9 protein-coding genes and 1 pseudogene are annotated in these 12,657 nt (G+C 64.2%); 1 reads left to right on the forward strand and 9 read right to left on the reverse strand.

All coding sequences use genetic code 11. From position 1 onward, the window contains the following. From H8A92_RS27900 to lptF, 9 genes and pseudogenes are all read right to left on the reverse strand, one after another. Positions 1-425 (reverse strand): annotated as a pseudogene (locus tag H8A92_RS27900) (hypothetical protein); the annotation flags it as partial. A gap of 249 nt (positions 426-674) precedes the next feature. Next, entirely contained in the window at positions 675-1,886 is a 1,212-nt protein-coding gene (locus tag H8A92_RS27905) for an ABC transporter substrate-binding protein (protein ID WP_229198726.1), read from the reverse strand. A 152-nt stretch (positions 1,887-2,038) separates the two neighbouring features. Next, on the reverse strand, positions 2,039-3,097 hold the full coding sequence (locus H8A92_RS27910) for an alcohol dehydrogenase (RefSeq protein ID WP_229198727.1): 1,059 nt from the start codon (positions 3,095-3,097) through the stop codon (positions 2,039-2,041). Between the two features lie 19 nt (positions 3,098-3,116). Then, positions 3,117-3,971, reverse strand: coding sequence for a 16S rRNA (adenine(1518)-N(6)/adenine(1519)-N(6))-dimethyltransferase RsmA (gene rsmA / locus H8A92_RS27915; protein WP_229198728.1), 855 nt, complete (start codon positions 3,969-3,971; stop codon positions 3,117-3,119). Then, the gene (gene pdxA, locus H8A92_RS27920; RefSeq protein ID WP_229198729.1) at positions 3,972-4,973 is read right to left on the reverse strand and encodes a 4-hydroxythreonine-4-phosphate dehydrogenase PdxA; all 1,002 of its coding nucleotides are present in this window, start codon (positions 4,971-4,973) and stop codon (positions 3,972-3,974) included. Between the two features lie 17 nt (positions 4,974-4,990). Beyond that, positions 4,991-5,947, reverse strand: coding sequence for a SurA N-terminal domain-containing protein (locus H8A92_RS27925; protein WP_229198730.1), 957 nt, complete (start codon positions 5,945-5,947; stop codon positions 4,991-4,993). 64 nt (positions 5,948-6,011) lie between these two features. Then, positions 6,012-8,435 carry an LPS-assembly protein LptD gene (locus H8A92_RS27930; RefSeq protein ID WP_229198746.1) on the reverse strand — a complete coding sequence of 808 codons (2,424 nt, stop codon included), beginning with the start codon at positions 8,433-8,435 and terminating at the stop codon, positions 6,012-6,014. Positions 8,436-8,512: 77 nt separating this feature from the next. Beyond that, the gene (gene lptG / locus H8A92_RS27935; protein WP_229198731.1) at positions 8,513-9,610 is read right to left on the reverse strand and encodes an LPS export ABC transporter permease LptG; all 1,098 of its coding nucleotides are present in this window, start codon (positions 9,608-9,610) and stop codon (positions 8,513-8,515) included. Further along, a complete protein-coding gene (gene lptF, locus H8A92_RS27940; RefSeq protein ID WP_229198732.1) occupies positions 9,607-10,773 on the reverse strand; it encodes an LPS export ABC transporter permease LptF in 1,167 nt (388 codons plus the stop codon). The genes lptG and lptF overlap by 4 nt, the downstream gene beginning before the upstream one ends. A gap of 369 nt (positions 10,774-11,142) precedes the next feature. Here lptF and H8A92_RS27945 point away from each other — a divergent pair, with 369 nt between their 5' ends. Further along, positions 11,143-12,645, forward strand: coding sequence for a leucyl aminopeptidase (locus H8A92_RS27945; RefSeq protein ID WP_229198733.1), 1,503 nt, complete (start codon positions 11,143-11,145; stop codon positions 12,643-12,645). Positions 12,646-12,657 lie beyond the last annotated feature (12 nt).

A 12,657-nucleotide genomic window follows, 5' to 3' on the forward strand; every position in this document is an offset into this window, starting at 1 on the left:
CCCGCGACGGGCGCGGCGGCGGCCTGTGGCGAGGGCCACTCGGCGTGGGCGTTGGCAACCGATTTGCGCATCGCCGGCTGCGGTGCCGGCGCGGGCTGGCTCTGCGACGGCGTGGCGTCGGCTGTCGCCGTGTCGGGCGCGGCCACAGGCTGCTGCTGCGCAGTGGCGGTCTTGGCAACAACCTTGTTCTTGGCGTCACCGAGGTACCAGCACTTCTTCTGGGTGCTGCGGTCGAGGTGATAGAACCAATGGCTTCCCGCCGGCGCGGTTCCCTTCGGCGCCGGCTGGCAGGTGTCGGCCGTCTTGGTGTCGGCCGTGTTGGTTCCCGCCGGAGTGGCGGCGTTCTGGGCCACGGCGCTGCAGTTGGCGCCGGCCAACATGCTGGCGGCGAGCGCCGCAGCGAATTTCGCTGAACGATTTGACATACACGTCCCCGGTATTTCTTTTTTTACGCAAACGCTGGTGATGCCAATCTCGGTAAAGAGTTGGGTCGCAATGCGCCGCAAATCCGGAACGGGTAGGGCTTAATTGAGGCCCGGGGCGTGCCGCAATTGCGGCGAGCCGGTGGCTGAGGAACCGACTGCCTGGCTGCGCAGCGGCACGCCGGATTTCAAAGCGCGCGACGACACCAGGTTCCAGCAAAGGTTCGGCCGACGCGGGTTCTTCCAAGCACGTTAGTTGCTTTGGAGCACGTCGCTGAACAGCACGTAGCGTTCGCCGTTGAAGCGGACCAGACGCATCTGCTTGATCGGCCGCAGGTCGGCCGGCGAGGTCCGCAGGCGGATGCCGGGGAGCAGCAGCGGCAGCTCCATGTCGAGATGGGAGGCCTGCTTCATGACGTTCTCGCGCGTCAGGTCGTTGCCGCACTGCTTGAGGATCTGCACCACCGCGTAGCCGATATTGTAGCCGTAGGGCGCGTAGTAGTCGCTCTTGTCGACATGCGGGTTGTACTTGTCCATCCAGACGTTCCAGGCCTGCATGGCCGGATCGTCCTTCCACTGCGGATCGGCTGGGTCTTTCTGATAGGCCGCGGAGATCACGCCCTTGGCAGCCTCGAAGCCCGCGGGGCGGATCGCACCCGCAATCGAGGAGCCGACGCTGGAGAGGAATTCCTGCGGGTGCCAGTCGATATCGTAGGCCTTGCGGATCGCTTGCGCTGCGAATTTCGGCACCGCGGCGATGAACAGCACGTTGGCGCCTGCGGCCTTCAGCGACACGATCTGCGAATCCACGGTGGGATCGCTGGTGTTGTAGGCCTGCTGCGATACGATCATCGTCGCAGCCTTGTCGCCAAGCCCGCGCTTGAAGCCGAGTATGTAGTCGCGGCCCAGATCGTCGTTCTGCGCGAGGATGCCGATCTTGGCGTCCGGTAGCGTCGACAGGATGTACCTGGCGTAAATCTCGCCTTCGGACGCGTAATGCGGCGTCCAGCTCATCGTCCACGGATAATGCTCGGGATCGTTGAAGATCGTCGCGCCGGATCCGACGAAGAGATGCGGCACCTGCTTCTGGTTGATGTATTTCACCACCGCCATGTTGGGTGCCGTGCCGACCGGGTTGACGAGGAACAGCACCTCGTCGCTCTCGATCAGGCGGCGGATCTGCTCGACCGTCTTGGGCGGGCTGTAGGCATCGTCGAGGCTGACGAAGTTGATCTTGCGGCCGTTGACGCCGCCCTGATCGTTGATCATCGCGAAATAGGCGGTGATCGAGATCGCGCCGGCCGAATAGGCCGATGCCGGACCGCTATAGGGCGTCGTGGTGCCGATCTTGATGTCGCGGTCGGTGACGCCGGGCCCGTAGTGCTTTTGCGCAAGGGCCGGCGTCACGGCGAGGGCGAGCGCGAGCGTCGCCCATGCCTGGATCGTCGAACGTCTCCTCCTCATTCGCGTCCTCCCCCATTTTTGGTCGGGCGAGGTCGGCGGGACGTCGGCCAAAGCGCGATGACGCGCCTTAGCGTCCTAAGAGCATGATCTCCGCGCAAACGCTCCGCGTTTGTCGAAAGGGAAAACCGCTACACGCTTTTCCGGATCATGCTTTAGTTCTTCAGTACGATGCGTCCCACGACCTTGCCGGCGCGCAGCTCCTCGATCCATTTCTGGACGTCGGCCATCGGCTCTTCCTTCATCGGCGTCGGCTTGATCTTGCCGGCCCGCGCGAGCGCCATCAACTCCTGCCCCTCGGCAAGCGTGCCCACCATGAAGCCTTCGATGGTCATGCGCTTGTAGACCCACTGCACCATCGGCAGCGTGAACTGGCCGCCCATCAGGCCGGACACCACGATCTTGCCGCCGCGTGCCACCGTCGACACCGCAAATGCCATCGACTTTTCGTTGCCGGCAAAGTCGACCACGCCGTCGAAGCCGCCGTCGCTCTCCTTCAGCATGCGCTTGACGACATCGGGCTCCGCCGGGTCGTAGGCGGCCGCCGCGCCGTTCTTCAGTGCGGTCTCGCGTGCCGCGGGACTGAGATCGGCAACCGTGATCGGCTGCTTGAACATCGCCTGCGCGAACGACAGGCCCATCATGCCGACGCCGCCGAGACCGATCAGCAGGAGATTGCGCTGGCGGGGACGATCGACCAGGCGCTTCAGCGCGCCGTAGGCGGTGACGCCGGAGCACATCAACGTGGCGGCCTGATTGACCGGCAGCGGATCGTAGTCGAGCAGGTATTTTGCGTCGGGCACCAGCACATGGGTGGCGAAGCCGCCGTCGATCGAGACGCCGAGGAAGCGCTGCTTGACGCAGAGGTTCTCGTCGCCGGCGAGACAGTCGCGGCACTGGCCGCAGCCGATCCAGGGGAAGACCGCCTTCTTCGTGCCGACCAGATCCTTCGGCGCGTCGGGGCCGACCTCGTCGACGATGCCCGCGATCTCATGGCCGAGCGTGAAGGGAAGGGTCATGCCGCGGGTGGTGTCGAGCTTCTTGCCGCCGCCGAGGTCGGCGTAACCGTCCTGGATGTGGAGATCGGAATGGCACAGGCCGCAGCGCTCGATGCGCACGAGCACTTCGCGTCCCTGGGGCTTCGGCGTGTCGACGATGGTTTCGCACAGCGGTGCATCGAATTTGACGAGGGATTGGCGAACCATGCGCGCCATTACGTTTTCTCCTGTTGTTCTATTTTGTGGACCGTATATCGGCCAATTCCCTCGCCATGGCAACAAAGCCGGCGACCGGAATGGTTTCCGCGCGTCGCGTCGCGTCGATATCGGCTGCGGCAGCAAGCCGCGCCGGATCGACCGACAGCGATTTCAGGCTCTGGCGCAACATCTTGCGGCGCTGGCCGAAGGCGGCAGCCGCGACCTGCTCGAGCATGCGGCGGTCGCACGGCTCGGGCGCAGCGCGCGGTATCAATCGTACCACCGAGGAGGTGACCTTCGGCTGCGGCACGAAGGCAGCGGGCGAGATGTCGAACAGGATCTTGGTCTCGGCGCGCCAGTTGGCGAGCACCGCGAGCCGACCATAGGATTCCTCGTCTTCATGGGCTGTGATGCGCTCGGCGACCTCGCGCTGGAACATCAGGACCATGGTGTCGTACCAGGGCGGCCACGGCTCGATCGACAGCCAGTCGACCAGGAGCTGCGTTGCGATGTTGTAGGGCAAGTTCGCGACGATCTTGGCCTTGCCGCCGTCGAGCAAGGGACGTGGATCGAAGCTCTGCGCATCGCCGTGCACGATCTCGATGCGGCCGGGGTAGCGCTTGACGACGTAGTCCAGTGCGTCGATCGCACGCTCGTCGCGCTCGATCGCGATCACGCGCTTGGCGCCGAGCGCCAGCAATGCGCGCGTCAGTCCGCCGGGGCCGGGGCCGACCTCGATCACGGTGGAGTCTTCCAGCGGACCCGCGGCGCGGGCAATGCGTGCGGTGAGATTGAGATCGAGCAGAAAATTCTGGCCGAGCGATTTGCGTGCCGACAGCGAGTGCTCGCGAATGATGTCGCGCAGCGGTGGCAGATCGTCGATCGCGCTCACTTAGCTTGATGCCGCGGCCATGCGCGCGGCGAGCCGGAGCGCGGCGATCAGGCTCGAAGGATTGGCCTTGCCGGTGCCGGCGATGTCGAACGCGGTGCCGTGATCGGGCGAGGTCCGGATGAACGGCAGTCCCAGCGTGACGTTGACTGCGTCCTCGAACGCGACGGTCTTGATCGGGATCAGCGCCTGGTCGTGATACATGCAGAGCGCGCAATCATAGGTCTTGCGCGCGGCAGCGTGGAACATGGTGTCGGCCGGCAGCGGGCCCCGGGCAACAATGCCTTCGCGGCGCAGGATCTCGACCGCGGGCGCGACGATCTCGACATCTTCCATGCCGAGCGTACCGTCTTCGCCGGCATGCGGGTTGAGGCCGGCAATGGCGAGCCGCGGTGCCGCGATGCCGAACCGCGCCTTCATGTCCGCAACCACGATCCGCGCGGTCGACACGATCAGGTCGGTCGTCAATTGCGCCAATGCCTGGCGGACCGACACATGGATCGTCACCGGGACGACGGCGAGTGCCGGCGACCACAGCATCATCACCGGCTGCGGCGCGTGGCCGGCGCGGGCGGCAAGCTCGGCGAGGAATTCGGTGTGACCGGGATGACGGAAGCCGGCGCGGTACAGCACGTTCTTGGCGATCGGATTGGTGACGACGGCGCTGGCCTTGCCCGATGCGACATCGGCGACGGCCTGACGGATCGACGCCAGCGCCGCCTCTGCGCTTGTCCCGTCGGGCTTGCCAGGTTGCGCCGTCGCCGCCTTGCCGGTTGGAACGACGGGGAGGGCGCGTGCAAACGCCGCGGCGGCCTCCTCGGCACTGACCTCGGCAAACTCGACGGCAAGGCCGAGCGTCCTGGCGCGTTCGGCAAGGGACGCGCGGTCGCCGAGCAGATAGAACGGCGGGAGATCGAGTTCGCGGCGCCGCAGCCATGCTGCGAGCGTGATATCGGGGCCGATGCCTGCGGGCTCGCCGGAGGTCAGTGCGAGAGGTTGAGCCATGCGTCAACGATAGTCGATCATCGCCCGCCTGGATATTCGATCATCGCGGCTTTTCGGACTTCCTGCAGGTAGGCTTTCGACTTCGCCTCGTACTTCTGCACGTACATCTTGTCCCGCATCTCACGCTTCTTCGGCGTGTCCACGGTGGTTGCCTTCCTGCCGCAGAGCGCGACCATTTCGACGCCCTGCTTGGTGACCTCGGGAGGAGTGAGGTGGCCGACCGGGGTCTTGTCCAGGATGTCGCGCAGCGACTGCGGCAGGTCGGCCGATGTCTTCACGACGATTTCCCGGATCGCTGCGTTGCGCATCGCCTTGAAGGAGGAGTTGGCCTCCTCGCAACTGGTCACGCGCTCCCGCAGCGAGTCGGCTTCCTTGCGGCGGCCCTCGAATTCCGACTGCGGAGCGCCGCGGGGCACGATCAGAACGACCGGCTGCATCCTGTATTCGAAGGCTTCGGCATCGGGGGCGTCACCGGTTTCCTTGACCGCGGTCGCCACGTCCTTTTCTCCGACTTGCAGGCTTTCTTTGAAACGACCACGGACCAGGCTGGTCCAGACCATGTCGGCCCTGATGCGTTGCTTGAGCGTTTCCGGGCGGATGCCCTTGCCCTCCAGCACCTTGGTCAGCTGGTCGCCCGAAAGCCTCATTCGCTGCGCCATGCCGCCAAAGGACTGATCGATATCGTTGGCGGTCGGATCAACGCCGAATTTCTTGGCTTCCTTGATCTTCAGCTTCTCGTCGATCAGATCCTGGAGGATGACCTTCCGATCGGGGGCCTTGCCGCCGGTCAGGGCGTTCAGCTTCGCGCGCTGCTCGATGTCGAAATTGGTGATGGGCTCGCCATTAACCATCACGGCGATGGTCTGGGCATGCAGCCGCGCACCGCTCCCACACAGGAGGAAAAGAGCCAGCAGGGAACTCAACACTAGTGAATGGCGGCGCCTTGGCGGGCTAGCGGTCGTCGTTATTGTCATGTCAGCCGTTTAAACCAATTCAAGCCGGGGCCACAGGCCCACGGGCAATACAAGCCCTCGCTCTTTACTGCACGCCAGCCGAACTGCTGGTCGTGGAGGTTTGGGCGATCGTCCGCAGCCCGATCTGGAACATGAACGCGTGGCTGAGGACGGGCGGCTGCGAACCGGCTTGATAGGTATAGGACGTGATGTAGTTGGCAGCCAGCACGAAGCAGTCGTCCACATAGCCTGCGCCGACGGCATACTGGTTGATCTTGTTCGCTTCAAGGTCCCAGCGCGCCGCACCCTGAACCACCCAGTTCGACGCCACCTTGACCGATCCGCTGGTGAGGATGCCCTCGCGGCGCGTCAAATAGCCGAGTTCCGGCTGCGCCGCATAATCGCCATACGTCACCGCGATCGACCAGCGGTCGAAATTCGCGGCCGCCGTCGCCTCGAACCGGTTGATATTCCAGGTCGCCTCATCCATCCGCGAGCGGACGCTGAAGGTGTAGGTGCGGTTGGGCGAATAGGCGAGGCTCGCGACATAGTCCGAGCGCGGGTTCTGCAGCCCGGAGTCGATGCCGGTGTTGGTGACGTCGGCGACCGCGAACGAGTTCATCCCGAACATCTGGTAGGACTGTCCGAACATCCCCTTGATGCTGCCACCGTGGTCGAACTGCGTGGTGGCCTGCACACCGACATTGGCGCGGCTGCCGCCTTCGACACGGTCGTAGCCGGAGAACTTGTCGACCGCGAACAGGTTGCTGGTGTCGAACACCAGGCTCTGTGCGTCCTCGTTCGGAAGCTTGCCGGCATTGGGCTCGTTGGGCCGGATGATGACCTGCGCGATCGGCTCGACGGTGGTCGTGCCCCACGGCTGCACGTTGATGAAGGGATAGCGGTATTCGAAGCCGACGGTCGGCATCAGGCGGACCGTCTGGGTGTCGCCGACCGGCAGGAAGTTGGAGACGCCCGGCTGGTTCGAGATGTCGGCGTTGATCGCATCGGCGCGGACGCTGGCGAACGGCGTCCAGATCTGGCCGAGCGGATCGGTGTAGGACTTGCGCCACTGGGCCTCGGCCGTCAGCCTCGTGTAAGTGCCCGGCATGCCGCGCAGCAGGCACTGCGACGGGGTGCGCGCCATCGGATCGGCGGACGTGGTCGTGCACAACGGGTTGAGGGGGTTGGCGGCCTGTGCCGTGATCGGGTCGAACACCGCGGTTTCGCGGGTCAGGTTGGTGAAGTTCACCTTGTAGCTGAACTCGCCGCCTAGGATGTTGTTGTTGATCACGTTGTTGTAGTCGATCACAGGCGCGACCACCGGGACCTGGTTCTGGTTACCCGAGTAGCTGAGATAGTAGATCGCGCGCGCGTCGAAGAAGCTGCGGTTGCCGACACCGGTCAGATAGAGCTGCGAGATCGCTTCCGTCGGCAGCGACAGGAACGATCCGAACGGATCCTTGTACTGGGCGAGCCGGTAGTCGGACATGAAGAAGTAGTCGGACAGCAGGACGCCGTCCCAGCCCCAGACCCATTTGTCGTTCAGCGCGAACTGACCCTTGGTGTCGACGCCCCAGCGGAACTGGCGATCACCGGGCTGGCCCTTGAAGGCGCCCTGATCGAGTTGGTCGATGCCGTAGAGCCGGATCTGATAGGAGCCGTCCACAAAGCGCTGGCGGAATTCGGTCTGCAGCAGCACGCCCTGCTTGGTCGTGATGCGCGGAGTGAAGGTCGCGTCCATGTCAGGCGCGATCGCCCAGTAATACGGAATTTCGACGCCGTAGCCGAACGCCGTGTACGTGGTGAAGCCCGGCATCAGGAAGCCGCTCTTGCGCTTCACGGTCGGATCGGGCGTCGAGAAATAGGGCAGGTAGGCCATCGGAACGCCGAAGAATTCGAGCTGGGCGTTCTCGAAATAGAGCATCTTCTCGGTCTGGTTATGGATGATGCGCGCGCCCTTGACCTGCCAGAGCGGCGGCTTCTTCGGATCATCCTTACAGGGCGCGCAGGCGGTATAAACGCCATTGTCGAACACCGTGTAATTGCCGCTCGACCGATCGGCGCGTGTCGCCGCCATCCGGGTCTGGTCTTCGGTATCGACGCGCAGCGAATCGACGAATCCGTCGCGGTAGTCGTCGCTGAGATCCATGATGTTGGCGTAGGTGATCTTGCCTTCCGCATCGGTCATGCGGATGTTGCCTTCGGCATGAAGACGCTTGGTCTTCTGGTCGTAGATGACCTTGTCGGCCTCGACGCTGGTGCCGTTGTAGAACATCTGGACGTTGCCGACGGCCGAGATGCGGCTGTTGTTGTAGTCGTAATCGACCTCGGTCGCCTGAACGAGCATCTGCCCGTCATTCTTGGCCGGCGGGCGGACTGGCTTCGGCGGACGCGGATTGTAGGTGAACGCCTGCGCGGCGGCCGGCGTCGACGCGACAACGTCGAGCGCGCTGACCACGACGAGCGCGGCGAGGAGAGCAGAGATAGAAACGCCAAACGCGGCCATGCGGCTCCGTTGACGGCGCAGGGCACTGCGCCGCCCGAATGCAGGCGACATCAACTGGCGGGCGGCGACACGTGCCACTACCCGTCCTCCTGGTACAGCAAGGCTAAGAAACCGGTGAGGCTACCCACGACGACGGGCAACCACGCCGCAGCGATGGGATGCATCAACTCAGCCTTGCTCAAATCTTCAGTTACTTTCGACAGCACGTAGAGCAGAAAGCCTGCGCCCACGCCACTCAAAACCATCTTCTGCACGCCGCCCATCCGAAAGAAGCGGAGGCTCACAGAAGCCGCCAACATCACCATCGCAGCTAGCAAAAACGGCTGTGCGATGAGCTTGTGATACTGCAACCGATAGCCGGCCGTCGCGAACCCTGAACTCTCCGACGAACGGATGTAGTTCGGCAGTTGCCAAAAGGACACAGTTTCAGGGGTGGAGAAGCTGTTACGCACCTGTGCCGGGGTGAGGGTGGTGGTCAGGTAGAAGGTGTCCTGGTCCACCGGAGCCTTATCGAGGGTGTATCGGCGTACTCCCTGGAAGACCCAGCGGCCTTCTTCGAGCGCCGCTTCGCGCGCTTCGATTCGCTCCTTGAACTGCAACGCCGTATCGAATCGGAACACTGTCAGGCCGGTCAGCCGGACGCCCTGCTGCTCGCTGCGGGCGGCATTGATGATCGCCTGACCTTCGTCGTTGATCTGGTTGAGCCAGAAGCCCGAGGCATCCTGGATGCCGCCGCCCGGCGCGGAGCCGAACAGCTGGGCCTCCATCCGTTTGGAGAGCTCGCGCAGATTGGCCGACACCGGATTGTAGGCCGTGGTCGCGAAGATGCCGAGCACGATCGCACTGGCCAGCGCCGGCGAGATGAATTGCCAGGCCGAGACGCCGGCGGCACGCGCCACGACGAGCTCCAGCCGCCGCGACAAAGCGAGATAGCAGGTCATCGCGCCGATCAGCACGCAGAACGGCATCAGCTTCTCGAGTAGTTGCGGCACGCGGAATAGCGAGGTTTCCGCGACCGTGATCGCGGACGCCCCGATGAGCCCCGACGTCTTGCGCACCATCTCGATGTAGTCGACCAGCACGAGCAGAACGAAGATGCCCGCGAACACGCCCACTGCCGCGACCACGAAGCGGCCGGCGAAATAACGCCCGAGCGTGTTTGTGACCATGCTCATGCGGTTGCCGGCCTCCGGAAGAGGCGCGCGATGCGTTCGTTGTTCCGGTTGATCGCTTCCATCAGCGCCGCCGGCGGTTCGACGACCACGCCGCCGACGATCATCCAGATGCCGATGCCGATGCCGCCGAACAGCATCAGATATTGCACGAGCGCCGCGATCGGGGTCTTCACCGCGATCACCGAGCAGGCGAATCCGACCATGCGCAGGCCGAACACCGCGAACACCGAGCCGCCGATCGAGAAATTGCGGCTTTGGCGCGTGGTGCGCGGCGCGCCTAGGAAGGCAAAGGTGAGGGCCGCGAACGCGAACGGATAGATCGGCGCCATGAAGCGATCATGCAACTCGGCGAAGAACTGGCCTGACAGCTGCTGATAGGTCTGATCGTTCTCGTCCGGCCAGATCAGCTCCCAGAGGTAGCGCTCGCGAATCCCGAGGGTGACGTCGCGGCCCTGCGAGAATTTCGACATGTCGAAGCCGTAGCGCTGAAACACCACCAGCGCCGGATCGCGCTTGCCGGTCTCGAAGCGTTGGAGATTGCCGTCATAGAGCACCAGGAACGAACCGCGCTCGGTCTTCTGCACGGTGCCGTGGTCGGCGATGATGGTGACCCGCTCCTGCGGATCGCGGCGATCGTCGACGAAGACGCCGCCGAGCACGCCGCCGGGCAGGCGCTCGCGGATGCGAATCGTCAGGTTCTGGTCGAGCTGGGCGAAGCGGCCGGGCTGCAGGATGTTGGTCAGGACGTCGGCGGTGATCTCGGCATCCCACTGCTTGATTCGGCGCATGCCGTCGGGGGCGAGGTAGGCGCCGATGAAGGCGACCAGCGCCGCCACCACGCAGGTGGCGAAGAAGAATGGCCGGAACAGCCGGAACGGCGAGAAGCCGGCCGCGTTCATCACGATGATCTCGGAATCGGTCGCGAGCTTGTTCAGCGTGTGGGAGATCGCGATCATCAGCGCGATCGGCGCGATGATCAGGACGAGGGCCGGAATCACCAGGCTGGTGATGCCGAGGAAGGTCAGGATGGTCTGACCCTGGCTGGTCATCAGGTCGATGCCGCGCAACGCCTGGGTAATCCAGATCACCCCGGTGAGGCTGACCAGGACAAGCGCAAACGACGCCAGCGTCGTTTTAAAGATGTACTTGTCGATCGACCCCATCGCTACCGCACGACCCCCGAGACCCCCTGCACGCAGCCAAACGCGCGGCTTTCGACCAATCCCGTCAACCCGGGTTCCCCTATGGTCGAGCCGCGGACTCGTCCGGCTCACTCTATGTCCACTCTCTCAGTACCATCCCTTTGATCCGTCAACAAAATGGCCGGGCCAAGGCGCGCTTAATTTATGGTTAATTAATCGCTTTTGTGGCCTTCCGGCCACTCCAGCGCTTGGCAGCGGCGCAGCCGACAGGCCATAGTGTGTGACAAGCCCGGTCCGGGGCGTTCCGGACCGCCATCGCAATGCTCACGCCGAGTGCCGGAAGGACCGCTTCAGGTCCGAGCAACACCCTGAGTTCTGGAGGATTTTCCTATGTCCGACGCCGTCAAGGTCGGCTTTGTCCCATTCTCCGCGTCCGCTCGCGGCATCCTGGTCGCCTTTTGCGACGAGCAATTGAAGCTGGGAGCGGCCGCAAGGAAGGCGCTGGGAGCCGCCGCCGAGACGGTCAAGCGGGCCGCCGCCGCCAACCAGTTCAAGGGCAAGAGCGGGGCAGCTCTCGACATCCTGGCGCCTGAGGGAATCAAGGTCGACCGCCTGATCGTGATCGGCACCGGCAAGGTGGCGGACCTCAAGGATAAGGATTTTCTCAAATTCGGCGGCGTTCTGGCCGGCAAACTGAACGCCGGCAGCGGTTCGATGACCGTCATCGCAGAACTGCCCGATGCCGCGATGGGGGCCGGCCAGGCCGCCGCGATCGCCACCGGTATTCGCCTGCGTGCCTACAAGTTCGATCGCTACAAGACCAAGAAGAAGGACGGCGAGAACGGCGCCGTGCGGGCCGAAGTCTCGATCGCCGTCGACGACGTCGCTGCCGCCAGGAAGGCGTTCGCGCCCGAATCGTCCATCGTCGACGGCGTCAATCTGGCGCGTGAGCTCGTCAACGAGCCGCCGAACGTGCTGTATCCCGAAGAGTTCGCCCGCCGCGCAAGCCAGCTCCGCAAGCTCGGCGTTACCGTCGAGGTCCTCGACGTCAAGGCGATGACCAAGCTCGGCATGGGCGCGCTGCTCGGTGTTGGACAGGGCTCGGCGCGGCCAAGTCGTACCGTGGTCATGCGCTGGAACGGCGGCAAGAAGAACGAGGCGCCGGTCGCCTTTGTCGGCAAGGGCGTCTGCTTCGATACCGGCGGTATTTCAATCAAGTCGGCCGGCGGCATGGAGGATATGAAGGGTGACATGGGCGGTGCGGCCTGCGTGGTCGGGCTGATGCACGCGCTCGCCGCGCGCAAGGCCCGCGTCAACGCCATCGGCGCCATCGGGCTCGTCGAGAACATGCCCGACGGCAATGCGCAGCGTCCCGGCGACATCGTCACCTCGATGTCCGGCCAGACCATCGAAATCATCAACACCGACGCCGAGGGACGCCTCGTGCTCGCCGACGTGCTCTGGTACGTCGCCAAGAAGTTCAAGCCGAAATTCATGGTCGATCTGGCGACGCTGACCGGCGCGATCATGGTCGCGCTCGGCACCGATCACGCCGGCCTGTTCTCCAACAATGACGAACTCGCCGAGCGCCTCGCCAAGGTCGGCCTCGAGACCGGCGAGAAAGTGTGGCGCATGCCGCTCGGTCCCGAGTACGACAAGCAGATCGACTCGCAGTTCGCCGACATGAAGAACACCGGCGGGCGCAATGGCGGCTCGATCACCGCGGCGCAATTCCTGCAGCGTTTCGTCGACGGCACACCCTGGGCGCATCTCGACATCGCCGGCACCGCGATGGGCGCGCCGAAGACCGAGATCAATCAGAGCTGGGGCTCGGGTTACGGCGTCCGGCTGCTCGAACGGCTGGTCTCCGATTACTACGAAGCCAAGAAGTAAAGTGTCAGCCGA

Source organism: Bradyrhizobium acaciae, from assembly GCF_020889785.1.
GTDB lineage: Bacteria > Pseudomonadota > Alphaproteobacteria > Rhizobiales > Xanthobacteraceae > Bradyrhizobium > Bradyrhizobium acaciae.